Below are 24,201 nucleotides of genomic sequence, written 5' to 3'. Positions count from 1 at the left end.
ATGTCGCACGTTCTTCTTACCCGCCGCAGCGCGTTGGTTACGGCGGGCTGTTTTGCAGCGCTAGGCACGGCCGGGCTGACCACGCCCTCGCGGGCGCAGGGCGTTGCACCGACCCCGTCCATGCGGGGCGGATCGAACAACTATCGCCCCGGCGCCCCTATTGTGCAGCGCATCGGCGGCGGAGGTTTCTGGATGACCGGCACCGTGCGCCGCGCAGGCGACGGAGCCCCCTTGCCCGGCCAGCGTATCCAGATCTGGGCGCATACGACCGAGGGGCACGAGCGCGACCAGCGCAGCCATGGGGCGACGCTGACGGATGCGAACGGTGAATTTCGGCTTGAGATGCCACAAATCGTACCCGCCTTTGGCCAACCGCATGGGCATCTCGCCTATGACAGCGGCGAATTCGAAACGGTTTTCCTACGCCCGGTGATGTCGAGCGCGAAGGATAAAACGCTTGCCGCGCATTTCGTCTTGCAGCCTGCCTGATACGTGTTGAGGCGCATACTGATCTGGGCAGCGTTGATTGTCGCCCTTCTGGTGCCGGTTATCGCGGCAGCATTCAGCCCTTATCTGGCGTGGCGCGAGCCGATCTACATCCTAGCCGGGTTTGCGGGCATCGTCGGGATGTGCCTTCTGCTGATGCAACCCTTGCTGGCCGGACGCTGGTTGCCTGGGCTTTCACCTGTGCGCAGCCGCTTATGGCACAGGCGGTGCGGTCTGGCCCTTGTCGCAGCGATCGTAATCCATGTGGGCGGTTTGTGGATCACGAGCCCGCCGGATGCCGTGGACGCGCTTCTATTCGTATCAGCCACACCCTTTTCCGTCTGGGGTGTGATCGCGATGTGGACGGGTTTTGCTGCAGCAACAATGGGTGTTTTGCGGCTACGCCTGAACCTGCGATTTCGGCTCTGGCGTCTGGGGCACACAGGACTGGCGCTGGTAACCATTCTGGGCAGTGTCGTACACGCCCTGCTGATTGAGGGCACAATGGAGATCATGACCAAGATCGCATTGTGTGTGCTGGTAGTTCTGGCGTGCGTCGCTACGCTCGCCAGACTACGGGTCTGGGATGTGACCCGACGCGTTTAGTCATCCCATACGCATACCGGGGCCGCGTCAGGCTGACAGGCGTTTGGCATAGGTCGCGCGATCTATTTCAACATCCCGCACGGTGATACTGCCGACCGTGGGCGCAGACGCAGCCAGAACATTCAGAATGATCGCGTTCAACTCGGCGCGCGTTGCCTCATCTCGGCCTTGCAGCAACAAGAGCGTGGCATGAATGAAGGTCTGCGGTTCGGTCCCGATGCGGAAATACGGAAACGAGGTGGCACGGATTTTGAGTGTTGGGGCATCGAATTCTTCATGCGCGGCAAGCTCGGAATAGAGCTGCTCACAGATGGCTTGAAAATCATGAGTTTTTTCGAGCCCGGCAGAGAATTCCAGAGTGATGTGTGGCATTGGTTGCTCCGAGATTTAAGAGAGCCATCTATGGCTCTCCCAGATTGCTGTCGGCCTCAGACGCCCAGACACCAGCGCATCACGGCTTTTTGCGCATGCAGGCGGTTTTCGGCCTCGTCAAAGATCACCGAGTTCGGGCCGTCCATGACCTCGGATGTGGCCTCTTCTTCGCGGTGCGCAGGCAGGCAGTGCATGAACAACGCGTCTGGCTTGGCATGCGACATCAGCTCGGCGTTGACCTGATAGGGGCGCAGCATGTTGTGGCGGCGCTCCTTCGCGGATTGGGAATCGTGCATTGAGACCCAGGTGTCGGCGACTACAAGGTCGGCACCCTCAACAGCTTTGTGCGGGTCCCGTTCGATCACGATTTTCGAGCCCTTCTGGCGCGCAAGCCCCATGAATTCTTCTTCTGGGTCCAGCTGCGCCGGGCCGGTGAATGTCAGGTCGAAACCGAATTGACCGGCGGCATGCAGAAATGAAGCGCAGACATTGTTGCCGTCGCCGGTCCAGACGACCTTTTTTCCTGCGATGGGACCGCGATGCTCTTCATAGGTCAGCACATCGGCCATGATTTGGCAGGGATGTGTACGATCGGTCAGACCATTGATGACGGGAACGTCCGAGTATTCGGACATCTCGGTCAGGATGGTTTCATCAAAGGTTCGGATCATGATCATGTCGACATAGCGCGACAGGACGCGGGCGGTGTCGGCGATGGTTTCACCATGGCCCAGCTGCATGTCCTTGCCGGACAGCACCATGGTCTGCCCGCCCATTTGGCGCACACCGACATCGAAGGACACGCGGGTCCGTGTTGACGGCTTTTCAAAGATCAGCGCAACCATGCGGCCTGCCAGAGGCTGTTCGTCGTCCGGGGCTGCTTTGGGACGCCCAAGGCGCGCCTGTTTCATCGCGCTGGCCTGATCGATCATGTTCCGCAGATCACCTGCGTCAGTTTTGTGGATATCAAGGAAGTGGTTCATTTTAATTCACTTTTTAATCAGGCGAGTTCAGGCCGAAGCCATTGCGTTTTCGACTTGTGCCGCAGTTTTCTCGAGGCGGATCAGGGCTTGTGCGATGTCATCCTCGGTGAGGGTCAGCGGCGGCAGCAGGCGGATCACGTTATCTGCGGCGGGAACCGTTATGACCTCGTTGTCATAGCCAGCGTTGACCACGTCGATATTGGCGGGCTTGCATTTCAGGCCTAGCATCAGGCCTGAGCCGCGCACCTCCTCGAATACTTCGGGGTGGTCCGCGATCAGGCCTTCGAGCTTCTGACGCAGCAGGCCTGCCTTGCGATTCACACCTTCGAGGAAGGCCGGAGTAGCGACCTGATCAATCACCGCGCAGCCAACGGCACAGCCCAAGGGGTTGCCGCCATAGGTCGAGCCGTGGGTGCCTGCCGTCATGCCGCTGGCGGCCTCTTCGGTGGCCAGAACCGCACCCAGAGGAAAACCGCCGCCGATGCCTTTGGCGACCATCATGATATCCGGCGTGATGCCGGCCCATTCATGGGCAAAGAGTTTGCCGGTCCGCCCCACGCCGCATTGGACCTCATCGAGGATCAGCAAAAGGCCGTTATCATCGCAAATCTGGCGCAGGGCTTTCAGCTCTGCATCCGGAACGGGGCGGATGCCGCCTTCGCCCTGAACCGGTTCGATCAGGATGGCCGCCGTGTTGTCGGTGATGGCGTTGGTGACACCGTCGAGGTCTCCGAATGTCAGATGGACAAAGCCTGGCAGCAGCGGGCCGAAACCTTTGGTCATTTTCTCTGACCCGGCGGCGGCGATACCCGCCGATGACCGGCCATGGAATGAGCCGTCGAAAGTGATGATCTCGACCTTCTCGGGCTGACCTTTGTCATAGAAATACTTGCGGGCCATTTTGACGGCCAATTCGCAGGATTCGGTGCCCGAATTGGTGAAGAACACCGTATCGGCAAAGGTGTGTTCCACCAGCTTGTCCGCCAGTGCCTGCTGTTGCGGGATGTTATAGAGGTTTGAAACATGCCACAGCGCATGCGCCTGTTCTGTCAGGGCCGCCACCAGCGCCGGATGCGCATGACCCAGCGCGTTTACCGCTATGCCCGCGCCCAGATCCAGAAAACGTCGGCCATCCGCCTCGGTCAGCCAGGCGCCTTCGCCCTTCACGAATGTCAGGGGCGCGCGGTTATAGGTCGGCAGAACGGACGGGATCATCGGATCATCCTTTTCGAATAGCTTGAGCCCTGTGAGTGATACACTGGGGCCATGGTCGTCAACTGATTTGGTGGGGTTTGCGCGGATTTGGACAGCGCAAATGGATCAAACGGGCCGATTATGCGGTCAGGCGTCGGCGTCGGAGGCGCAGGATATGTGCGGTATTGATCATGTGAAGCCATATAGCGGGGCGCACCGGGTCTGAAAACCCCGTTTTTGCGATCGGGGCAAAAATCATTCTGAGACCGGGATTTACCGCTTGTCATTTACCCGACGCTGGCGCACGGCTGAACCATGACACCGATACGTCAGAATCCTGCCCTTGCGGCCCTGCTGATCCTTGCGGCCAGCGCCCTTCTCGCAGGGACCACATTGCTGGCGAAAGCACTGGGGACGGATGTGCTTGGCCCTGCCCTGCATCCGATGCAGATCAGCCATGGACGGTTTCTGTTTGCCTTTCTGGTAATCGTGACAGCCGTCGGCATCATGCGCCCCCGCCTGAGCCGCCCGCATTGGGGTCTGCATTTAGGACGGACAAGCTTCGGCTGGCTGGGGATCACGCTGATGTTTGCATCCGTTGCTTTCATACCGATTGCGGATGCGACGGCTATCTCGTTCCTGAACCCGGTCTTTGCCATGATGTTGGCGATCCCGCTGCTGAAAGAAGGTGTCGGCCCGTGGCGCTGGTTGGCCGCCATCGTGGCCTTGATCGGTGCTTTGGTTCTGTTGCGTCCGACGCCCGCTAGCTTTCAACCCGCTGCATTACTGGCCCTGACCGCAGCAGTGATAATTGGGATGGAACTGATCTTTATCAAAAAGCTCTCGGGCCGAGAAATACCAATCCAGATTCTGCTGATCAACAATGCGATGGGTCTGACCATTGCGACAGTCGCGGTAAGTTTCGTTTTCCAGATGCCGACGCCTCAGCAATGGGCGGCGCTGGCCTCGATTGGTGTGCTAATGGCCTGTGCGCAGGCTTGTTTCGTCAACGGAATGGCGCGGGCGGATGCCTCTTTTGTGGCACCGATCAGCTACGCCACCCTGATCTTCGCTGCCGTCTACGATTTCGCGGTATTCAAGGTGATACCGGATGGGATCAGCCTGATCGGCTCGGCCATCATCCTGACCGGAGGTCTGATTCTGGTCTGGCGCGAGGCGATACACCGTCAGGCCTTGAGCCGGTAGCCGGTGCGCAACATCTGCCAGGTCAATCCTCCAACCAACAACGTCGCGCCGGCGCAGATCGCCATGCCCAACCAAGGAGAGCTGTCGGACACGCCGATCATCCCATAGCGCAACCCGTCAATCAGATAGAAGACCGGGTTCGCATGGCTAAGCCGATTGAGAACTGGCGGCAGCGCCTGCACAGAATAGAACGTGCCGGACAAGAAAGCCAAAGGCGTGACGATGAAGTTGGTGATCGCCGCCATCTGGTCGAACTTGTTGGCAAAAATCCCGGCAAAAAGCCCAAGCGCGCCCATGAACGCGCCACCTAAAACTACGAATATCAGTGCGATCAGCGGGTTCTGCGGCACGATGCCCAGAACCAACGCCAGAGCGATTGCGACAACAAGGGCGATCAGGATTCCGCGGGCGATGCCTCCGGCCAGATAACCCAACAGGATTTCCAGCGGCGATAGCGGCGGCATCAGCGTATCGACGATATTGCCCTGAACCTTGGCGATCACCATCGATGACGATGTATTGGCAAAGGCGTTCTGAATCACGGTCATCATCATGATGCCCGGTGCCAGAAAGGTCAGAAACGGCACCCCCATCACATCCGGTCGGCTGGGACCAATGGCAATGTTGAAGATCAGCAGGAACAGGCCTGCCGTCACCAGCGGTGCCAGCAGGGTCTGCGTCCACACGGCCAGAAAGCGCAGGGTTTCGCGCTGCGCCAGTGTATAGAGGCCCATCCAATTCACCGCGCCAAAGCGGCGTGCGTCGTGATCCATGAGATTATGCATGCTCTGCCCCATACCTGATTCGAAGACCGCTTGTAACTCGGGCCGCAGTGTTTAGAATAGGGCGCTGAGATGATTTCCCAAGGCGGCCCGAATCCGGGGCCGCTTTCCGCTTTTGAAAGGCAAATGATGTCCTGGACTGACGAGCGTGTAGAGCTGCTGAAAAAGATGTGGGGCGAGGGCCAGTCGGCCAGCCAGATCGCCAAGGAACTGGGCGGCGTGACCCGCAATGCGGTGATCGGCAAGGTGCACCGTCTGGGTCTGTCGAATCGCGCCACCGGTGCAAGCCCGGCAAAGGCCGAGCCCAAGGAAAAACCGGCCCCCGCGCCCAAGGCCGAGGCCAAACCGAAACCGACACCCAAGACTGAACCGGCCCGTCCGGTGCCAGCCCCCGAGGCCAAACCGGTCACCCCGGCCCGTCGCCAGATCATACCCGCCGGCCAGCCGCTGCCTCCGCAACCGTCGGCCAATGAGATCAGCCCCGAGGCTTTGGCCAAGGTCAACGAGATTGAAAAGAAGGCCAAGAAGCTGTCTTTGATGGAGCTGACCGAAAAGACCTGCAAATGGCCTGTCGGCGACCCCGCGACCGAGGATTTCTGGTTCTGCGGCCTGCCCGTCGAGGCAGGCAAACCCTATTGCGAAGCGCATGTGGGCGTGGCGTTCCAGCCGATGAGTTCGCGCAGAGATCGTCGGCGGTAATTCTTAGACATGACAGCGGGCGTTGGCCTTGATTGGCCGGCGCCCGATCGACATTAGTCTGCGGAACGGGTGCTTTCCGTATAGTCGGATAGCAATGATCGGGCGTGTTGAGCGTGGCGCGACACCAGCTGTTTCTGACGCGCGTTGTCCGGCACCAGATAACTGGTATCCGATAGGCTCCCGGTCGAAATGCCCGAAAACAATACAGTAAGTTCCTCGACCATTGCAGGAGGGAGTGAATTCAACGCTTCCTGTCCCATCAGCAAGCTCTCGGTCGGGGCACCCTCGGCGATAATCACTTCGTGCGTCGCCAGGACCAGATGGAAATACGTGACGCTGTCTACGGTTTCATCGACATAAATCCCCGGCAGATCGGTCAGCCTTATCGCGGCGACCAGAACCTCAGAACGACCGAACATGCGTTTCACAATCGCCGAGGACACCAGCATGCGATGCTGACGCGAGACAAGCAGATCACGTCGGGGCAGGCCTTGTCCAAGTGCGCCCGCGCAAATTCGCACTGGATAGAGTTTCGGATTGCGGCGCAACTCGCGCGCAGTGAGTGAACGGCGCAAGATCTGCAGCAAAGGCTGGTTGCCACCCCGCGCCAGCAAAAGCAACTGGCCAGGCTTCAGATCTTCTACCGGCACCGGACCCAAATCAGTGGATACGAGTGTGCCCGCAGTCAGACAGGGGATGCTGCCCGGGGTGGGATCGGTATTGACTGTATATGTGCCGCCATTGTCGGTCGAAATCAGGGAATCGCCAGCGCCGGCCTGCCCGATGACTGTGGATTGCATACCATTGGCCGGGCCAGTGTTCGCAGTGATCGGGCCGGGACTTGGAGGATCGCTGAAAGAATTGAACTGATAAACCGTTGTCCCTTCGGAAAGCGAGATACCATTGGTTTTACCCAATCCGTTAAATGTCCCGGAACTTGTCGTGTCGATGACATAGATATCGCGACCGGCAACCGTTGTCGGCGTGATACCGGCCAGAGTATTGGTGGTTCGGATCGAGCCATTGCTCAAATAGATCGTCACGACCAACCCCGAGACATCCGTACCAGCGTCAACCGCGACCTCAATAAAATCCAAGGTCGGGCCACCTAAGTATTTGAGCTCAGAAAAGTATGGATCCGGCATAAATCACATGTCTTTCGATGATGCTAAGACGTCCACCCGGCACTGACGGGACAGAAATGCTGTGGCTGCTGTTGATACAACTTTCATAGGAAGGCAAGCTGTTGCTTCTGTTACTGCGCCGGATGCGAAGGCAGATTTGGCATCGGCACCCATCGGGGTAGTTCCTCGGGCGAAACCGAGACATGCAGTTTCTCTGACCGGTCACGCCCTACTTTGCGATGCTTGCGCAGCAGGAAAATCTTACCCCAGCCACGCCAGGTGCCCACGGATTGCGCATGCGGATCGGTAGGGAAACGGTCGCGCCAACCTTCGGGCAGGGGCAGGCCGTGCAGCTCGGCCTTGTCCAGCATCCAGATCAGGGAGATGTTGCTGAGGGGGCGGGCCTCTTCGAACCCGTTCAGCTGGCCGCCAACATCGCCGTGGGTGCCGCGGAACCAAACCTGCTCGATATGGCCTTTGAAGTCAGGCGTGCATTTCCACAGCACCGGCTCGAACACTTCGCGGGTCTCGTCCAGCGCCATGGCGTGATAGCCGTGGCGGGTGGCAGGGCCAAGCTGGTGGTTGTGGAAGGCATGGCGTTCCTCGGCCCAGCGCCACAGCAGCGGCAGGCGCAGGCCCAGCGCCTTGACCGTGTCCCAGACGCCGACCATCTCGATGGCGACATCCTCGTGACAGAACTCCCGACGAAAGACCGCCGCCGCTTCGCCATTGGCGTTACATTCATAGTGTCGATAGGCCTGTTTGATATTGCGGACAGTGGCGTGTTCGGCCTTGAGCAACCCGATAGCATCGATCACGCCCGCAAGGCTGCGGACCCCGTATGCGCCGCGTGAATAGCCGATGAAAAAGATCTTATCACCGGGTTTGTAACGCGAAGCCAAATAACCATAGGCCCGACGAATCTGACGGTTGATACCCCGCCCCATCATCACGTCCATAGTCGACTTCCAGCTTTCCCACTGCACGCCGGATTCGTAGAAAACCGAAACCTGGCTGCCCATCTCGCAGCACAGGCGCAGGGTCTGGCCCGCGTGGGTTTCCCGCCCTGCTTCCAGCGTCGACATGGTGCCGTCAAGAATGATGACATGGCTGACAGGTTCGCGGTGGCGCGTTTCGGCCGAGTGCTCGGACCGCAGAGGCCGTCCGAGCCATCCCAGTACCTTTCTACTCAGCCGCGACAGAACCATGCGTCAACAATTCCCAAACTTTGTGAGGTGTGAAAGGCATATCCGCCTGCCGCACCCCGTGATCCCAGAGCGCATCGTGTACCGCGTTCGCCACTGCGGCCAGTGCGCCCACGGTGCCTGCCTCGCCACAGCCTTTCATCCCCATCGGGTTGGCGGTTGACGGAACCGGCGCCGAGGTAAACTCTATCATGGGTATCTCAGCAGCGCGGGGCAAGGCGTAGTCCATGAACGAAGCCGTGAGCAGTTGCCCCTCGGCATCATGAACAACATGCTCTGTCAGTGCTTGGCCGATACCCTGAACCACGCCGCCATGTACCTGCCCCTCGGCCAGCATCGGGTTGATAAGATTGCCGAAATCATCCACCACCGTGTAGCGGTCGACCCATGTTTCACCAGTGAAAGAATCGATAACGACTTCGGCAACATGTGCACCATTGGGATAGCTGCGTGCATCTAGCGTGGCGCGGGCTTCGTGCTGCAACAGATCGGTGCGCCCGTCTGCGCGCGCCATCTCGGCCGCCTCGGTCAGCGTGGGGGTCAGGTTGGACCCCGGCGCGCGGAAGGTTTCATGGTCGAAGGTCACATCGCATTCCTCGACCCCCATCTTATCCGCAAGATAGGGCGTGAATGCGGCGATCATCGTATCAACTGTGACCAGTGTCGCGTTGCTTTGGGTCGTGACCGAGCGTGATCCGCCAGTCCCGCCGCCCTGCGCCAGCCTGTCCGTGTCGCCTTGCACAACATTGATCAGGTGCGAAGGAATCCCTGTCTGGTCCGATAGGAACTGGGCATAGACGGTCTCGTGCCCTTGCCCATTGGACTGAGTGCCGACATAGAGGTTCACCGTTCCGTCCTCGCAAAACTCGATCTTCGCGCCTTCGGAAGGGTCTCCCAAAATACTTTCGATATAGTAACAAAGCCCCTGCCCCCGGATCAGGCCGTTTTCCGCATCCGCCGCTTTGCGGGCCTCAAAGCCCGTAGTCTGTTCGGCGGCGCGGCTGAGGACCATGTTGAACTCACCCACATCATAGGTTTCGCCGGTTGCGGTCTTATAGGGGAAGGCTTCGGGTCGGATGAAATTCTTGCGCCGCAACTCCCACGGATCAATCCCCAACTCACGCGCAGCACGGTCCATGACGCGTTCCAGCACATAGATCGCCTCGGGTCGCCCGGCACCGCGATAGGCGTCGACCTGCGTGGTGTTGGTGAAGAATCCTTCGACCCGCAAGTAGGTGGTCTGAACATCGTAGACACCCATCAAAACCTTACTGAACAGGCTGGTCTGGATCGCCTGCGCGAAATGGCTGTTATAAGCGCCAAGGTTGATCTTGCTGTGGACCCGGTAAGCAGTGATCTTGTGATCGGCATCAAAGGCGAGCTCCGCCAGTGAGGTCAGGTCGCGGCCGTGGTGATCGGACAACATCGCTTCGGACCGGTCCGACATCCAGTGCACCGGCTGGCCCAGTTTCATGGCAGCAACAGCAACGGTGAAATATTCGGGATAAGGCATCGCCTTCATACCAAATCCGCCGCCGACATCTGGCGTAGTGACGCGGATCGCCTCGGGGTCCAGTTTCAGCTTTTGTGCCAGTTGCGCTTTCATCCCCCAGACACCCTGCCCGCCATATGAGAAATGCATACGGCCATCCGACCAATCGGCCTGACAGCCACGCGGTTCGATCGAGCTCACGATGACCCGGTTGTCATGCACGTTCAGCGCGACGGTGCGCGCCGCTGCCTGAAAGGCGGCATTGGTCGCCTTCTCATCACCCAAGCCCCAGTCAAAGGCGCGGTTGTCGGGGGCTTGTGGATGCAAAGGTTCCCCACCCGCAGCGACATCCATCTTGACCGGCAGGTCCTCGGTTTCCATCCAGATCAATTCGGCTGCATCGCGGGCCTGTAACAACGAGTCGGCAATGACGACCGCAACGGGTTCTCCGGCGAAACGCACGCGGTCCTTGGCCAGCATGTTCCGCTCGGACGCAGCGCCTTGACTGCCGTCGCGGTTGGCGACTGTAGTCGCGTTCATCACCGTATCGATCCCGGCAGCAGTCAGATCTTCCAGCGTCATGACCAAGCGCACCCCATCCGCTGTACGTGCATCTTCAAGGTCCAGCGACGTGATCGTGGCATGCGCCACCGGGCTGCGAAAGAATGCTGCGAACAGCGCATTCTCGGGCACAGAATCGTCCATGTATTGCCCCTGCCCGGTCAGAAACCGCTGGTCCTCGGTCCGTTTGATGGGCTGGCTTTTGCCGAATTTTTCCATGGGATGATCCTCTGGCTGCCTGAATGCGCGACCCTAGCGTGAAGCAGGACCTTGTCCAGTGGCTGAGAAAATTAACCCCGCACGGTCTGAAAGCGACATTCATGTCTGGAAACAGCGTTGCGCGCCGATCTGGGCCGCGCCTAGGCTGAACCTAAATTCAGTCGAGTGGAGGTTTCCATGCCCAAAGAAATCAAGCTGACGAATGGCCGATTGGACAGCCAAAGTGCCGAGGCCTATTGGGATGATGGGTTTATATTTCCGATCCCCGTGTTCTCTGCCGCAGAAGCCGCCGGGTACCGTGCCGAGTTGGAAGATGTCGAGGCCAGCTGGCGCGAGGCTGACCTGCCGCTACCCCTGAACATGTACAAACGCATCAACGCGCATGTGGTGATGCCATTTGCCACTCGCATCGCGTTGGACCCGCGCGTTTTGGACGTTGTCGAAGGTGTTTTGGGCCCAGACCTGCTGTTGTGGTCGGCTGAGCTGTTCATCAAGGAACCGCGCACGACGCAAGTGGTGGGCATGCATCAGGACCTGACATATTGGGGTATGGGTGAAACCTCGGACCAGTTGACCGCCTGGATCGCCCTATCCCCTGCGACGGTTGAGAGTGGCTGCATGGATTTCGTGAAGGCCAGCCACAAGAACCCGATCCTGCCGCATAATGATACGTTCTCCGACAACAACCTGCTGTCGCGTGGGCAAGAGGTGGCAGTCGATGTCGCGGAGGAAGACAAAACCCATATCGAGTTGCAGCCCGGCCAGATGTCGCTGCACCATGGGCTGACCATTCATGGGTCAGGGCCGAACGTATCTGATGATCGTCGAATTGGCCTGGCTATCCGTTATCTCAACCCCAATGCGCAGCAAAAAGTGGCGGATCGCGACTATGCCATTCTGGCGCGGGGCGAGGACCGGGTGGGGAATTTCATCCATATCCCTGAGCCGACCGAGCTGTTTGCTCCTGAGGCGCTGGACCTGCACGCGCGCATCCGCAGCGATCAGGCCAAGGCGATGGGGCAAGGGGCCAGCGAAAAGCTGGATCTTTATGCGCCCGCCCCATCAAATCCCGGCTGATCATTGCAGGACCGCCGCGCAGGGCCTTCCCCTTCCTGCGTCCATTCGCTATTGCAGGCGCTGACCCGATATTGTTGACGCAGGACGCATCCCATGGCGATGGAAAAGACATTCAACGCGGCCGAGGCCGAGGCCCGCATCTATCAGGCCTGGGAAGCGGCCGGAGCCTTCAAGGCAGGCGCGAACAAATCGCGCGACGAGAGTTTTACCATCATGATCCCGCCACCGAACGTGACGGGTGCGCTGCATGTGGGCCACGCGTTCAACAACACACTGCAGGATATTCTGACCCGCTGGCACCGGATGCGCGGGTTCGACACGCTATGGCAGCCCGGTCAGGACCACGCTGGTATCGCCACGCAGATGCAGGTGGAAAAGATGTTGGCCAACACCCAGCAGCCGGGACGTCGTGAGCTGGGACGTGAGGCGTTTCTGGACAAGGTCTGGGAATGGAAGGGAGAATACGGCGGCACGATCATCGAGCAGCTCAAGCGCCTGGGCTCGTCCTGCGATTGGTCGCGCAACGCCTTCACCATGGCGGGTGCGCCGCGTGACCCGCGCACCGGGCACGAAAATTCTGCGAATTTTCACGACGCGGTGATCAAGGTCTTTGTCGACATGTACGAAAAGGGTCTGATCTATCGCGGCAAGCGGTTGGTCAACTGGGACCCGCATTTCGAGACCGCGATTTCGGACCTTGAGGTCGAGAATATCGAAGTTGCGGGCCATATGTGGCACTTCAAGTATCCGCTGGCGGGCGGTGAGACCTATACCTACGTCGAGAAAGATGAGGACGGGAATATCGTGCTGGAGGAAGAGCGCGACTATATCTCGATCGCCACGACCCGCCCCGAAACCATGCTCGGCGACGGCGCAGTTGCGGTTCACCCATCCGATGAGCGCTATGCGCCCATCGTCGGAAAACTTTGCGAAATCCCGGTAGGCCCGAAAGAGCATCGCCGTCAGATCCCGATCATCACCGATGATTACCCTGATCCAGATTTCGGCTCGGGCGCGGTGAAAATCACCGGTGCACATGACTTCAACGACAATATGGTCGCCAAGCGCGGCGGCATTCCAATGTATCGCCTGATGGACACCAAAGGCGCAATGCGCGCCGATGGTGCGCCTTATGCCGAAGAGGCGGACAAGGCGCAGGAATACGCGCGCGGGCGTGAGTTCACCGAGAACGAGATCGACGCGATCAACCTGATCCCTGATCATCTGCGCGGCCTCGACCGGTTCGAGGCACGTGCGAAGGTGGTTGAGGAGATCACTGCAGACGGTCTGGCTGTCATGACTCGCGCCGATGATCCACGTCTGGGTTCGACCGCTTTAACGCCGGAACACGAAGGCGCGGACAAGCTGGTGCCGCTGGTCGAAAGCAAACCGATCATGCAGCCCTTCGGCGACCGCTCGAAAGTCGTCATCGAGCCGATGTTCACCGACCAATGGTTCGTCGACGCCGCCAAGGTCGTCGGCCCTGCGCTGGACGCGGTCAAGGACGGCACGGTCAAGATCATCCCCGAGTCGGGCGAGAAGACCTATTACCATTGGCTGGAAAACATCGAGCCGTGGTGCATCTCGCGCCAGCTGTGGTGGGGGCATCAGATACCTGTTTGGTATGGCCTCGATCTCTCGGCTGAGAATTTCAAGGACGACGAAAACGACGGCGACCTTGATTTGGTCGAATTGGGTCGTTTGCTGAACGAAGGTGGCATGCTGCATCGTGGCAATGTCATGGAATGCGCGGCAAGCCTTGAGGCCGTTACAGAGAAATTCCTCGACGACAATGCCAATATACCCAGCCCGCTGAGCCACGCGACGGTCATCGAAGTTGCCGATAAGCAGGAAGCGATCCATCAGTTCGCCGAAAGCCTTGCCCTATACGCAGTCGAACAAGACCCGACCAAGCTGGTCTACCCGGTCTGGCGCGACCCCGACGTGCTCGACACATGGTTCTCTTCCGGCCTCTGGCCTATCGGCACGCTGGGCTGGCCCGAAAAGACCGAAGAGTTAGAGCGCTATTTCCCAACCGATGTGTTGATCACCGGCTTTGACATCCTGTTCTTCTGGGTCGCGCGGATGATGATGATGCAACTGGCCGTAGTGAACGAGATCCCGTTCCACACCGTCTATCTGCACCAGCTCGTCCGCGACGAGAAGGGCAAGAAGATGTCCAAAACCACCGGCAACGTGATCGATCCGCTGGAGATCGTGGACGAATTCGGTGCTGACGCGCTGCGCTTTACCAATGCCTCGATGGCGGCTATTGGCGGGGTACTGAAACTGTCGCGCGAGCGCATCACAGGTTACCGTAACTTCGGCACCAAACTGTGGAACGCCGTCCGCTTTGCCGAGATGAATGAGGTCTTCACCGACGCTGTCCCGCAACTGGACGTGGCTGACCTGAAACCCAAAGCCGCCGTGAACCGCTGGATCATCGGTGAAACCGCCTGTGTGCGGGAAGAGGTCGACGCGGCGCTGGAAAGCTATCGTTTCAACGACGCGGCCAACGGGCTCTACGCCTTTGTCTGGGGCAAGGTCTGCGACTGGTACGTGGAACTCTCTAAACCCTTGCTGCAAGGCGACGACACCGAGGCACAGGCCGAGACCCGCGCCACCATGCGCTGGGTTCTGGATCAGTGCATGGTTCTGCTGCACCCGATCATGCCTTTCATCACCGAAGAGCTGTGGGGCCTGACCGGTAAGCGTGCCAAAATGGTTGTACACGCAGATTGGCCGACCTATGCGGCTGCCGACCTGATCGACGCGGATGCGGATCGAGAAATGAACTGGGTGATCTCGGTGATCGAAAACACCCGCTCGGCCCGCGCGCAGATGCGAGTTCCTGCTGGCCTCTACGTGCCGATGCTGGTGACTGAGATTGACGCGCACGGCCAAGCGGCATGGGACCGCAACGAAGCGCTGATCAAACGTCTGGCGCGGATCGACAGCCTGACCAAGGCGGTTGAACTGCCCAAGGGCACGATCTCGATTGCCGCCCCCGGTGCCTCCTTTGGCCTGCCACTGGCGGACATCATCGACATTGGTGCGGAAAAGGAACGGCTGGAAAAAGCCAAAGGCAAGTTGGCCAAGGAACTCGGCGGTCTGCGCGGGCGCCTGAACAACCCGAAATTCGTGGCATCGGCCCCGGAAGAGGTTGTTGCGGAAGCCAAAGCTAACCTTGCCGCCCGCGAAGAAGAAGAAGCCAAGCTAAACGAAGCTCTCGCCCGTTTGGCTGAAATCGCCTGATCTTTTTCCTGCTGCTGATATATTGAAATCGAACCTCACCACCCAACCGGCGGTGAGGTTTTTCTTTACCCTCAGAGCTTTCCCCTTGTTCACGCCACGCCCCGCTTGTTAGCACTTCGACGACACAACCTGGCGAGGCACTGACGATGCGATCTTTCCCTCCGATGCAGACCGTCTCAACCGGGTTGGTTGTGGCCATTGTCGGGTTCTTCAGCTCGTTTCCCATCGTACTGCAAGGGTTGGGCGCGATGGGAGCTTCATCGCAGGAAGCCGCCTCGGGTCTGATGAGTGCGGCGATTGCCATGGGGCTTGCAGCCATCGTCCTCAGCCTGCGGTACAAAATGCCGATCAGCGTTGCGTGGTCGACCCCGGGGGCCGCTCTGTTAGCCGTCTCGGCCACCCCGGTCGAGGGATTTTCAGGCGCGATTGGTGCGTTCCTGTGCGCCGGAGCATTAACGGTTCTGGCAGGGCTGTGGAAGCCGCTGGGACGATTGGCAGCAGCAATTCCCACAACACTGGCGCAAGCAATGCTGGCAGGCGTGCTCTTGCCACTATGCCTTGTGCCCTTCCAGGCGGCGGTCGAGATTCCATGGCAGGCGTTGCCGGTGATCCTGACGTGGTTTGTCGCGGGCCGTTTCAATCGGTTGATCGCGGTTCCGGCAGCTGTGGTCGCGGCGGCTATCATTGTGTCGCTGAACGCAGGAGATGCCCAATTGATGCCGGATCGTTTGATCGCGGCTCCGATCTGGACCATGCCATCATTCTCGGTCGCGTCGGCCATCGGGATCGGCGTACCGCTGTTTATCGTCACGATGGCGACACAGAATATCCCCGGCGTCGCGGTGATGCGCAGCTTTGGCTTTGATCCTGTTCCCGGCCGGTTGTTTTCATCCGTCGGTGGCGCAAGCATGCTTTCGGCCCCTTTCGGGGCGCCCGCAACCTGCCTGGCCGCAATCACCGCAGCGATGTGTTCCAACGAGGAAAGCCACCCCGAACCGGCGCAGCGTTATTGGTCGGCAATCATGGGTGGCGTGTTCTACTGCCTCTTCGGTATCTTTGCCGTGGCGATCACCAGTTTTGCCGCCCATGCCGACCCGCTGCTTATGGGCACTCTGGCAGGTGTGGCCCTGATCGGGGTCCTGGCCAATGCCATGCATGCCGCGCTGGACGTCGCTGTCGAGCGCGAAGCGGCTATTTTGACACTGGCCATCACAGCCTCTGGCATAACGGTTTTTGGGTTGGGCGCGGCAGTCTGGGGGCTGTTGGCTGGGGGTATCGCATATCTGGCAACAAACCGAGTGCGCTGAGCCCTTTCATCAGAACCCTTCAGGCGGTAAAATAAGCGCATGTTCGGATCGCTTGGAAAACTGATTGAACGCCAGATCATAAAGGCGCAAGCCGAGGGCCAACTGCAGGGTCTTGAAGGCGAAGGTGCCCCGTTACCCGACCGCTCGGGCGAGGCACAAGGCGATCCCGCCATTGCTGCGGGTCATCGGATCATGGCGCAGGCCGGAGTTCTGCCCGAGGAGTTCGACATCAAGAAACAGCTCGACGCCGCCCGCAAGGAGTTTGCAGCGCTGACTGACAATCAGGACCGCAGGGCCGCAATGGCAAAGATTGCTGATCTTGAGATGCGATACAACATGGCCCGCGATGCACGGCGCGCATTCATGCGGTGATCATTTGAACTCGGGCTTTCGACCCTGCATCTGTGCCATGACAACTTCCATTTGATCCGACTTACCGATCAGGTCGATCTGTTCGGTAGATTCGGCCAACAGCACATCAGCACGGTCACGGGTTTCGGCCACATCAATCAACCGTTTGGCGGCGCGGATGGCGGACGGGCTTTTACCCGCGATGTCCTCGGCCAGCGCCAGCGCTTCGGTCAGGGGATCATCCGACAGTTTGGTAACAAGCCCCCAATCTGCCGCCTGTGGCGCACCGATAGGGCGGGCGGTATAGGTCAGCAGGCGCAGCACGTCCGAGCGCACGAGCTCTGGCAGCAGAACCATGCCGCCCATGTCGGGGATAATGCCCCATTTCATCTCCATCACTGCCAGCTTGGCTTCGGGATGCGCGATGCGGATGTCGGCACCCAGCGCGATCTGTAGCCCACCGCCATAGGCGACGCCTTGAATAGCGCAGATCACCGGCACCGGGACGCGCCGCCAGATCAAGGCAAGTTCCTGCATTTCGTTGGCATCTTCGTGGCTGCGGGTCATCAGCCATTCGCTTGGGTCTGTGTGTGCCATGCTGGCAAAGCTGGCCATATCGAGCCCTGCGCAAAAGCTCTTGCCCTCTCCCGATAGCACCACGGCGCGGATATCGGCTGCGGCGACTTCTTGGCCTGCCGAAAGGATCGCCTTGATCATCGCATCGTCCAGCGCGTTCATCTTGTCGCCGCGAGTCAGCGTGACATGGGCGATGTGGTCTTTGTATTCGACGGATACGCGGGACATGGGACCTCCGGGGCGTGATTTGCTGTATAAACATGCCAGCAAGACGCCAGCAGCGCCACAGCGACGTCAGGGCAAACCGAGCATCCGAAGCCTCCGTTGAACTTCTGGCAAGGCTTGCCCCGCCTGATCGGTTGCGCTTATCTGCGGCCATGACTGGTCCTCGCTATACCCCGCTTGCCCTCACACTGCCCGCGACCGTGCCTTTTGTCGGCCCCGAAACGCAGGAGCGCCAACGTGGCGCGCCCTTCGTGGCCCGGATCGGTGCGAATGAAAGCGTGTTTGGCCCGTCCCCGCGCGCCATCGATGCAATGCAACGGGCCGCAGGCGAGATATGGATGTATGGCGATCCCGAGAATTACGAACTACGCCATGCGCTGGCGGTACATCATGGGGTTGCGCCTGAAAATATCGTGGTTGGCGAAGGCATTGACGGGTTGCTGGGCTATCTGGTGCGCCTGCTGGTTGGTCACGGCGATGCAGTTGTGACTTCGGATGGAGCTTATCCGACTTTCAATTACCACGTGGCCGGGTTTGGTGGGGTATTGCACAAGGTCCCTTACCACGACGATCACGAGGACCCGACGGCGCTGTTCGCTAAAGCGGCGGAGGTAGACGCCAAGTTGGTCTATCTGGCCAACCCGGACAACCCGATGGGAACATGGCATTCAGGTGAGGATATCGTGTCCGCTCTGGAGGCTTTGCCAGAGGGCTGTTTGGTGGTTCTTGACGAGGCATATGTCGAATGCGCGCCCGAAGGGACCGCTGCACCTGTCGCTGCTGATGATTCGCGTGTGATCCGGATGCGAACGTTTTCCAAGGTTTATGGCCTTGCCGGGGCGCGGGTAGGCTACGCTATCGGCTCGCCCGAGTTGATTGCGAGCTTCAACAAAGTGCGCAACCATTTCGGCATGAACCGAGCCGCGCAGGCAGGGGCATTGGCCGCGCTAAAAGATGAAGATTGGCTGACGCATGTGCAGCAAAGGATTGCCGGGTCCCGGAACCGCATCGAAGAGATTTCACGGTCGAATGGTCTGGTGCCTTTGCCGTCTGCGACAAACTTTGTGGCGATTGATTGTGGGCGCGATGGGGTGTTTGCCAAGGCCGTGTTGGACACGCTCGTTGAACAAGGCGTGTTCGTGCGGATGCCATTTGCCGCGCCCCAGAACCGGTGCATTCGGGTCAGCTGCGGAGGTGAGGCGGAAATGGCGGCGTTTGAAGCTGCTCTGCCCACGGCCTTAGCAAAAGCCCGAGCCTCGTAAAGGGGGCTGTCTGCCCCCTATCGCGCCCAAGTGCGATTTCCCCGAAGGTATTTTAGGCCAGATGAAGAGGCGGATCGGGCTTATCCGGCCAGCGTCGCGGCGGCGGCTTCGAGCGCACCCTGACCACGGGGGATATCGAGCGCAGCCATAGCGGTTTCGACGCCACCCAGCATGGCCATGACCATTTGAGCGTTTACGTGCCCCATGTGGCCAAGGCGGAAGCAGCCATCCCAATCCTCCATTCCCAGACCGATGCCCAGCGTCAGACCCAGTTGGGTTTCGGTATAGCTGCGCAGCGGCGTGCCGCGCCCCTCGGTCAGGCGGAGGGCAGTGACCGCGTGGCTGCGATGGGCCGGGTCGGCGACGTTGAAATGCAGCGCGCCACCTTGCGCCCAGATTTCACAGGCGGCCCAGATGGCCGTTGCCAGGTGTTCGTGGCGGGCCCAGACCTGTTCGATCCCTTCGCCATGGATCAGGTCGAGCGCGGCGCGCAGGCCATACAGGTGGTGGGTTGGCGCGGTGCCGTTGAAATACTGATAGAACAGATCTGGATTGGCGCGTGGTTGCCAGTCCCAATAATGCGAGACGCGGGGCATTGTGGCGCGCTTGGCTTGCGCCTTTTCGTTGAAGAAGACAAAGCCGGTGCCCGCCGGGGTCATAAGCCCCTTTTGGCAAGCCGTGACAGTGACGTCGACACCCCAGGCATCCATCTCGAACCGGTCGCAGCCCATCGACGCGATGCAGTCAGCCATCAGCAAGGCTGGGTGGTCAATGTCGTCGAGCAACGCTCGCAAGGCCGTGATATCGTTGCGGATCGATGTGGACGTATCGACGTGGACTGCAAGGACCGCTTTGATCTTGTGGCTTGTATCGTTACGCAGGGCCTCGGCGATGCGGTCAAGATCCCAGGGCGAGGACATTCCGAAATCGATCAGGTCAACCTTAGCGCCGATTCCTTCGGCCATCTCGGCCCAACCGTGGGTGAATCGGCCAGAGGCCGGGGCAAGCACGGTTTCACCGGGTGCAATGACGTTGGAAAGCGCAGCCTCCCATGTACCGTGACCATTGGCGATATAGATGGCGACGTTGTGCTGGGTTCCAGCAACGCGTTTCAAGTCTCGGGTGAGCGCGGGCATCATCTCGATCAATTCGCCGTCATAGATATTGGGCGACGGACGGTGCATCGCCTGCAGCACCGTATCGGGCATGACCGAAGGGCCGGGGATGGCCAGATACTCGCGCCCATGCGCGAGGGAGGTTTGGTTTGTCATGAGGGCAACCTGTTTGAATTGAGGCCTACCCTAGCGTCTTGCCCTGCGGCGTCAATCCAGCAGACTGGCGGCCTCGCGGGCAAGTGTTTCGATCCCGGACCAATCACCGTTTTGAACCATCTGCTTGGGCGCGACCCAGCTGCCGCCGGCGCAGACAACATTCGACAGTGACAGGTAATCGAGGGCATTTGACGGCGATACGCCACCAGTTGGGCAGAAGGTGATCTGCGGTAGCGGTGCGCCGATGGCTTTTAGGGCGGGAGCCCCTCCTGAGGCCTCGGCGGGGAAGAATTTCAGCATGTCATAGCCCTTTTCCAGCAGAGCCATGGCTTCGCTTGCAGTAGCCGCACCGGGGAGAAGGGGCAGACCTTCGGCTTCGCAGGCGGCGATCAGGGCATCGGTCGCACCGGGCGAGACGCCGAACTGAGCGCCAGCCTCTTTGGCAGCGCGGACATCTTCGGGCGTGACCAGTGTACCCGCCCCGACAACACCGCCGGGGACGTTGGCCATGGCGCGGATCGCGTCGAGCGCGGCGGGAGTGCGCAAGGTGACTTCAAGCGCCGGGAGGCCACCGGCGACCAAAGCTTCGGCCAACGGGCGCGCATGGGCCGCGTCGTCGACGACCAGGACTGGAACAATCGGGGCCAGCGCGCAGATCTCGCGGGTGCGTTGGGTTTTGGACATTGGGTTACACTCCGAAAATGCTGGCGCCGGTGTCGGCTGAGCCGACATTCTGACGGAAGGCGCCGAAGAGGTCACGGCCAACACCGTGTTGGTTTGCCGTAAGGTCGGCGGTGGCCGGATTGCGGTCGAGAACACCGGGGGTCAGGATTTCCAACTCGCCCTTGACCGCATCAACGCGCAACAGGTCACCGTCTTGCAGATAGGCGATCGGTCCACCATCCAGCGCCTCGGGGCAGACATGGATGGCGGCGGGCACTTTGCCGGATGCGCCCGACATACGGCCATCGGTGACCAGAGCCACCTTCTGCCCCCTGCCCTGCAGGATCGACAGGATCGGCGTCAGCGAATGAAGTTCAGGCATTCCATTGGCTTTTGGCCCTTGGAAGCGAACAACAACGATGACGTCATCGGTGAATTCTCCGGCTTTGAAAGCGGCTTTAACGGCGTTCTGGTCGTGGAATACACGCACGGGCGCTTCGACCACTTGGTGTTCAGGTGCTACAGCCGACACCTTCATGACCCCTGTGCCCAGATTGCCCGTCAAGCGAGAGAGCCCGCCCGTGGGTTGGAACGGGTCTTTGGCCGGGCGAACGATCTTTTCGTTCAGACTGTGGCCCGCGCCCTCTTCCCAGACCAACTCGCCGTCTTTCAGCTTGGGTTCTTTGGTGTAGTTGTGCAGGCCCTGCCCCGCGACAGTGAGCGTATCGGGGTGCAGCAAGCCATCTTCCAGCAGCGTGCCGATGGCAAAGCCCAGGCCACCCGCAGCGTGGAAGTGGTTCACGTCTGCCAGACCGTTGGGATAGACGCGCGCGACCAAAGGCACGACAGCGGAGATGTCGGAAAAATCCTCCCAGTCCAGCACGATACCACCGGCACGCGCCATGGCGATCAGGTGGATCAGTAGGTTGGTGGAACCGCCGGTGGCCATCAGGCCGACGATGCCATTGACGAAAGCGCGCTCATCAAGGATCTGGCAGACCGGTGTGTAGTGATTGCCTAGTGCACTAAGGGAAAGGGCGCGGCGCGCACCTTCTTCGGTCAGCGCATCGCGCAGGGGCGTGTTGGGATTGACGAAGCTGGAGCCCGGCAGGTGCAAGCCCATGAACTCCATCAGCATCTGATTGGTGTTGGCGGTGCCATAAAAGGTGCAGGTGCCGGGGCCGTGATATGCGGCCATTTCGGCCTTCATCAGCTCTTCGCGGCCCACCTCTCCGGCGGCGAATTTCTGGCGGACCTTGGCCTTTTCGTCATTCGGCAGGCCACTCGTCATCGGACCTGCAGGCAGGAAGACGGCAGGAAGATGCCCAAAGGCTTGCGCGCCGATGATCAGGCCGGGCACGATCTTGTCACAGACGCCCAGGAAAACGGCGGCGTCATAAGTGTTGTGGCTTAGCGCCACTCCGGTCGCCAGCGCGATCACATCGCGCGAGAACAGTGAGAGTTCCATCCCCGCCTCGCCTTGAGTGACGCCGTCGCACATGGCTGGCACGCCGCCTGCAACCTGCGCTGTGCCGCCTGCTGCGCGGATCGCATCGCGGATCAGGGCCGGGTAGCGTTCGAAAGGCTGATGGGCCGAGAGCATATCGTTATAGGCGGTGACGATCCCCAGATTGCCAGCCGTGCCGGTGGCCATGGAGTCCTGATCTTCGCCCGCCCCGGCATAGGCGTGGGCCTGCCCGCTGCAGGACAGGTGCGCACGCGCAGGGCCTTTGGATTTGGCCTGCTCCATTCGTTCAAGATGCGGGCCACGCAGATCGGCGCTGCGGTCGATGATGCGTTTGGTGACGTCGGATATAACTGTGTTGACCATGATTACCCTCCGATCTGACGCCAGCGGCGCCCATCGCGATGCATCAGCATCAATGCTTCTTCAGGCCCCGAACTGCCCTGATCGTATTTCGCGGGCTTATCGCCACGCTCTTCCCAGCCGTGAATGATGGGATCGACCCAGGCCCATGCGGCCTCGGCCTCATCGCCTCGCATGAACAAAGTCTGGTCGCCGCGGATGACATCCATGATCAGGCGTTCATAGGCATCCGGGGATTGGCCGTCGTCGCCCAGCGCATCAGCGAAACTCATATCGAGTGCAACGTCGGACAGGCGGAACCCGCCCTGCCCCGGTTCCTTGATGGTGGTGCGGAGCGTGATGCCTTCGTCCGGTTGCAGGCGGATCACCAGCACGTTGCCATGCAATGGTCCGACATTCGGAAAAATCGTATGCGGCGGATCGCGAAAGAACACTGCAATCTCGGATTCACGTGCGCGCAGGCGCTTGCCGGTCCGCAGATAAAACGGGACACCGGCCCAGCGCCAGTTGCCGATATGCGCCTTCAGCGCAATGAAGCTTTCGGTACGGCTGGCGGGGTTGCCGACGTGATCCAGATAGCCATCGCCCCCTTTTTCGGTGCGGTACTGACCACGAGCGATATCCTTGGGTTCCACCGGCTCCAGCGCTTCGATCACTTTGACTTTCTCATCGCGCACCGCGTTGGGTGAGAATTTCGAAGGCGGTTCCATCGCCGTCAGGCACAGCAATTGAACCAGATGGTTCTGGATCATGTCCCGCATCGCGCCGGACTGATCATAATAAGCACCGCGCCCTTCGACGCCCACGGTTTCGGCCACGGTGATCTGGACGTTATCAACATGAGTGGCGTTCCAGAGCGGTTCGAAAAGCGAATTGGCAAAGCGCAGCGCCATCAGGTTCTGCACGGTTTCCTTGCCCAGATAATGATCGATCCGGTAAATCTGATGTTCTTCAAAACAGGCCCGTAGCCCTTCGTTCAACGCTTTGGCTGATGCCAGATCGTGACCAAAGGGTTTCTCGACCACGATACGACTGTCAGGTGTGGACAGGCCATGCTCGTTCAGACGTTGGGCGATGCCCGAGAAAAGGCTTGGGCCTACTGACAGATAGAAGGCGCGTACCACATCCGGTCGCAGCGTTTTCGCTAGGTCAGACCAACCCGCATCGCCAAGCGCATCTACCGGAACATACTCGACGCGGGACAGAAAGCGATCAAGCGTATCCTTATTGAAACCCGGCGCAAACTCTTGCATCGACGCACGCAGCTGTTCACGGAACCCGTCGCTGTCCATGTCGGATCGGGCGGTTCCAATGATGCGCGCATTCTCAGGCATCTGGCCGACTTCGAAGCGATGATAGAGGCCCGGCAGGATTTTACGCTGCGCCAAATCGCCCGTCGCGCCGAACAACACAAGGTCGAACGGATCTACCGGAATTACGCGTGAGACCATTGCAAG

At 59.9% G+C, this 24,201-nt stretch carries 21 protein-coding genes; 9 read left to right on the top strand and 12 right to left on the bottom strand.

Features of this window, described 5'->3' with window-relative positions; genetic code table 11:
• Entirely contained in the window at positions 1-489 is a 489-nt protein-coding gene (locus ACR0MJ_RS01080; RefSeq protein WP_480758524.1) for a twin-arginine translocation pathway signal, read from the top strand.
• 6 nt (positions 490-495) lie between these two features.
• Positions 496-1,092 carry a ferric reductase-like transmembrane domain-containing protein gene (locus ACR0MJ_RS01075; protein WP_480592288.1) on the top strand — a complete coding sequence of 199 codons (597 nt, stop codon included), beginning with the start codon at positions 496-498 and terminating at the stop codon, positions 1,090-1,092.
• Between the two features lie 27 nt (positions 1,093-1,119).
• Here ACR0MJ_RS01075 and ACR0MJ_RS01070 read toward each other — a convergent pair whose 3' ends face one another.
• The 3 genes from ACR0MJ_RS01070 to ACR0MJ_RS01060 are packed head-to-tail and all read right to left on the bottom strand — an operon-like array spanning position 1,120 to position 3,662.
• On the bottom strand, positions 1,120-1,464 hold the full coding sequence (locus ACR0MJ_RS01070; RefSeq protein WP_170397231.1) for a tautomerase family protein: 345 nt from the start codon (positions 1,462-1,464) through the stop codon (positions 1,120-1,122).
• 56 nt (positions 1,465-1,520) lie between these two features.
• Positions 1,521-2,447 (bottom strand): ornithine carbamoyltransferase, encoded by a 927-nt coding sequence (gene argF / locus ACR0MJ_RS01065; RefSeq protein WP_170404219.1) that lies wholly within the window; start codon positions 2,445-2,447, stop codon positions 1,521-1,523.
• A gap of 27 nt (positions 2,448-2,474) precedes the next feature.
• Positions 2,475-3,662 carry an aspartate aminotransferase family protein gene (locus ACR0MJ_RS01060; RefSeq protein WP_170424237.1) on the bottom strand — a complete coding sequence of 396 codons (1,188 nt, stop codon included), beginning with the start codon at positions 3,660-3,662 and terminating at the stop codon, positions 2,475-2,477.
• Positions 3,663-3,956: 294 nt separating this feature from the next.
• On the opposite strand from ACR0MJ_RS01060, the gene ACR0MJ_RS01055 reads away from it, so the two are divergent.
• Positions 3,957-4,847: a DMT family transporter gene (locus tag ACR0MJ_RS01055; protein ID WP_480758519.1), complete on the top strand. Its 891-nt coding sequence runs from the start codon at positions 3,957-3,959 to the stop codon at positions 4,845-4,847.
• Here ACR0MJ_RS01055 and ACR0MJ_RS01050 read toward each other — a convergent pair.
• Positions 4,829-5,632 (bottom strand): ABC transporter permease, encoded by an 804-nt coding sequence (locus ACR0MJ_RS01050; RefSeq protein WP_480592168.1) that lies wholly within the window; start codon positions 5,630-5,632, stop codon positions 4,829-4,831. The two genes, ACR0MJ_RS01055 and ACR0MJ_RS01050, sit on opposite strands and share 19 nt — an antisense overlap.
• A 126-nt stretch (positions 5,633-5,758) precedes the next feature.
• Here ACR0MJ_RS01050 and ACR0MJ_RS01045 point away from each other — a divergent pair, with 126 nt between their 5' ends.
• The gene (locus tag ACR0MJ_RS01045; protein ID WP_170397240.1) at positions 5,759-6,328 is read left to right on the top strand and encodes a GcrA family cell cycle regulator; all 570 of its coding nucleotides are present in this window, start codon (positions 5,759-5,761) and stop codon (positions 6,326-6,328) included.
• Positions 6,329-6,381: 53 nt separating this feature from the next.
• On the opposite strand, the gene ACR0MJ_RS01040 is transcribed toward ACR0MJ_RS01045, so the two are convergent.
• The 3 genes from ACR0MJ_RS01040 to ACR0MJ_RS01030 form a co-directional block, all read right to left on the bottom strand.
• On the bottom strand, positions 6,382-7,425 hold the full coding sequence (locus ACR0MJ_RS01040) for a Hint domain-containing protein (protein ID WP_480758516.1): 1,044 nt from the start codon (positions 7,423-7,425) through the stop codon (positions 6,382-6,384).
• Between the two features lie 158 nt (positions 7,426-7,583).
• On the bottom strand, positions 7,584-8,660 hold the full coding sequence (locus tag ACR0MJ_RS01035) for a DUF2235 domain-containing protein (protein ID WP_170397244.1): 1,077 nt from the start codon (positions 8,658-8,660) through the stop codon (positions 7,584-7,586).
• The gene (locus ACR0MJ_RS01030; protein WP_480758514.1) at positions 8,638-10,929 is read right to left on the bottom strand and encodes a xanthine dehydrogenase family protein molybdopterin-binding subunit; all 2,292 of its coding nucleotides are present in this window, start codon (positions 10,927-10,929) and stop codon (positions 8,638-8,640) included. Before ACR0MJ_RS01030 ends, ACR0MJ_RS01035 begins: the two co-directional genes overlap by 23 nt.
• A gap of 177 nt (positions 10,930-11,106) precedes the next feature.
• On the opposite strand from ACR0MJ_RS01030, the gene ACR0MJ_RS01025 reads away from it, so the two are divergent.
• From ACR0MJ_RS01025 to ACR0MJ_RS01010, 4 genes are all read left to right on the top strand, one after another.
• Positions 11,107-12,006, top strand: a complete 900-nt coding sequence (locus ACR0MJ_RS01025) for a phytanoyl-CoA dioxygenase family protein (RefSeq protein WP_170404230.1) — start codon at positions 11,107-11,109, stop codon at positions 12,004-12,006.
• A gap of 93 nt (positions 12,007-12,099) precedes the next feature.
• Complete coding sequence (locus ACR0MJ_RS01020) at positions 12,100-15,261, top strand: valine--tRNA ligase (RefSeq protein ID WP_480758512.1); 3,162 nt, start codon at positions 12,100-12,102, stop codon at positions 15,259-15,261.
• Positions 15,262-15,407: 146 nt separating this feature from the next.
• A complete protein-coding gene (locus ACR0MJ_RS01015; protein WP_480758509.1) occupies positions 15,408-16,568 on the top strand; it encodes a benzoate/H(+) symporter BenE family transporter in 1,161 nt (386 codons plus the stop codon).
• 39 nt (positions 16,569-16,607) lie between these two features.
• The gene (locus tag ACR0MJ_RS01010; RefSeq protein ID WP_480758507.1) at positions 16,608-16,940 is read left to right on the top strand and encodes a DnaJ family domain-containing protein; all 333 of its coding nucleotides are present in this window, start codon (positions 16,608-16,610) and stop codon (positions 16,938-16,940) included.
• Here the strand turns inward: ACR0MJ_RS01010 and ACR0MJ_RS01005 are convergent, their stop codons facing one another.
• Entirely contained in the window at positions 16,941-17,723 is a 783-nt protein-coding gene (locus ACR0MJ_RS01005; RefSeq protein ID WP_480758506.1) for a crotonase/enoyl-CoA hydratase family protein, read from the bottom strand. It abuts the gene before it with no gap.
• Positions 17,724-17,872: 149 nt separating this feature from the next.
• On the opposite strand from ACR0MJ_RS01005, the gene ACR0MJ_RS01000 reads away from it, so the two are divergent.
• Positions 17,873-18,982, top strand: a complete 1,110-nt coding sequence (locus ACR0MJ_RS01000; protein WP_480760256.1) for a pyridoxal phosphate-dependent aminotransferase — start codon at positions 17,873-17,875, stop codon at positions 18,980-18,982.
• An 80-nt stretch (positions 18,983-19,062) separates the two neighbouring features.
• Here the strand turns inward: ACR0MJ_RS01000 and ACR0MJ_RS00995 are convergent, their stop codons facing one another.
• Genes ACR0MJ_RS00995 through zwf form a run of 4 tightly spaced genes read right to left on the bottom strand, consistent with a single transcriptional unit; the run spans position 19,063 to position 24,195 of the window.
• Positions 19,063-20,253, bottom strand: coding sequence for a pyridoxal-phosphate-dependent aminotransferase family protein (locus ACR0MJ_RS00995; RefSeq protein ID WP_480758505.1), 1,191 nt, complete (start codon positions 20,251-20,253; stop codon positions 19,063-19,065).
• 51 nt (positions 20,254-20,304) lie between these two features.
• A complete protein-coding gene (locus ACR0MJ_RS00990) occupies positions 20,305-20,937 on the bottom strand; it encodes a bifunctional 4-hydroxy-2-oxoglutarate aldolase/2-dehydro-3-deoxy-phosphogluconate aldolase (protein ID WP_170397269.1) in 633 nt (210 codons plus the stop codon).
• Between the two features lie 4 nt (positions 20,938-20,941).
• A complete protein-coding gene (edd, locus tag ACR0MJ_RS00985; protein ID WP_480754437.1) occupies positions 20,942-22,747 on the bottom strand; it encodes a phosphogluconate dehydratase in 1,806 nt (601 codons plus the stop codon).
• Positions 22,748-22,749: 2 nt separating this feature from the next.
• Positions 22,750-24,195, bottom strand: coding sequence for a glucose-6-phosphate dehydrogenase (gene zwf, locus ACR0MJ_RS00980; RefSeq protein ID WP_480758503.1), 1,446 nt, complete (start codon positions 24,193-24,195; stop codon positions 22,750-22,752).
• Between the last annotated feature and the right edge of the window lie 6 nt (positions 24,196-24,201).

The sequence above is a fragment of the Ruegeria sp. C6 genome (genome assembly GCF_056537625.1).
This window is presented reverse-complemented; position numbering and strand designations above follow the sequence as displayed.

Coding starts and splice junctions, on each gene's coding strand:
- ACR0MJ_RS01000 (WP_480760256.1), top strand. CDS start 17,873: ATGACTGGTCCTCGCTATACCCCGCTTGCCCTCACACTGCCCGCGACC.
- ACR0MJ_RS01010 (WP_480758507.1), top strand. CDS start 16,608: ATGTTCGGATCGCTTGGAAAACTGATTGAACGCCAGATCATAAAGGCG.
- ACR0MJ_RS01035 (WP_170397244.1), bottom strand. CDS start 8,660: ATGGTTCTGTCGCGGCTGAGTAGAAAGGTACTGGGATGGCTCGGACGG.
- argF (WP_170404219.1), bottom strand. CDS start 2,447: ATGAACCACTTCCTTGATATCCACAAAACTGACGCAGGTGATCTGCGG.
- ACR0MJ_RS01080 (WP_480758524.1), top strand. CDS start 1: ATGTCGCACGTTCTTCTTACCCGCCGCAGCGCGTTGGTTACGGCGGGC.
- ACR0MJ_RS01045 (WP_170397240.1), top strand. CDS start 5,759: ATGTCCTGGACTGACGAGCGTGTAGAGCTGCTGAAAAAGATGTGGGGC.
- zwf (WP_480758503.1), bottom strand. CDS start 24,195: ATGGTCTCACGCGTAATTCCGGTAGATCCGTTCGACCTTGTGTTGTTC.
- ACR0MJ_RS01030 (WP_480758514.1), bottom strand. CDS start 10,929: ATGGAAAAATTCGGCAAAAGCCAGCCCATCAAACGGACCGAGGACCAG.
- ACR0MJ_RS01070 (WP_170397231.1), bottom strand. CDS start 1,464: ATGCCACACATCACTCTGGAATTCTCTGCCGGGCTCGAAAAAACTCAT.
- ACR0MJ_RS01020 (WP_480758512.1), top strand. CDS start 12,100: ATGGCGATGGAAAAGACATTCAACGCGGCCGAGGCCGAGGCCCGCATC.
- ACR0MJ_RS00990 (WP_170397269.1), bottom strand. CDS start 20,937: ATGTCCAAAACCCAACGCACCCGCGAGATCTGCGCGCTGGCCCCGATT.
- ACR0MJ_RS01005 (WP_480758506.1), bottom strand. CDS start 17,723: ATGTCCCGCGTATCCGTCGAATACAAAGACCACATCGCCCATGTCACG.
- ACR0MJ_RS01055 (WP_480758519.1), top strand. CDS start 3,957: ATGACACCGATACGTCAGAATCCTGCCCTTGCGGCCCTGCTGATCCTT.
- ACR0MJ_RS01025 (WP_170404230.1), top strand. CDS start 11,107: ATGCCCAAAGAAATCAAGCTGACGAATGGCCGATTGGACAGCCAAAGT.
- ACR0MJ_RS01050 (WP_480592168.1), bottom strand. CDS start 5,632: ATGCATAATCTCATGGATCACGACGCACGCCGCTTTGGCGCGGTGAAT.
- edd (WP_480754437.1), bottom strand. CDS start 22,747: ATGGTCAACACAGTTATATCCGACGTCACCAAACGCATCATCGACCGC.
- ACR0MJ_RS00995 (WP_480758505.1), bottom strand. CDS start 20,253: ATGACAAACCAAACCTCCCTCGCGCATGGGCGCGAGTATCTGGCCATC.
- ACR0MJ_RS01015 (WP_480758509.1), top strand. CDS start 15,408: ATGCGATCTTTCCCTCCGATGCAGACCGTCTCAACCGGGTTGGTTGTG.
- ACR0MJ_RS01060 (WP_170424237.1), bottom strand. CDS start 3,662: ATGATCCCGTCCGTTCTGCCGACCTATAACCGCGCGCCCCTGACATTC.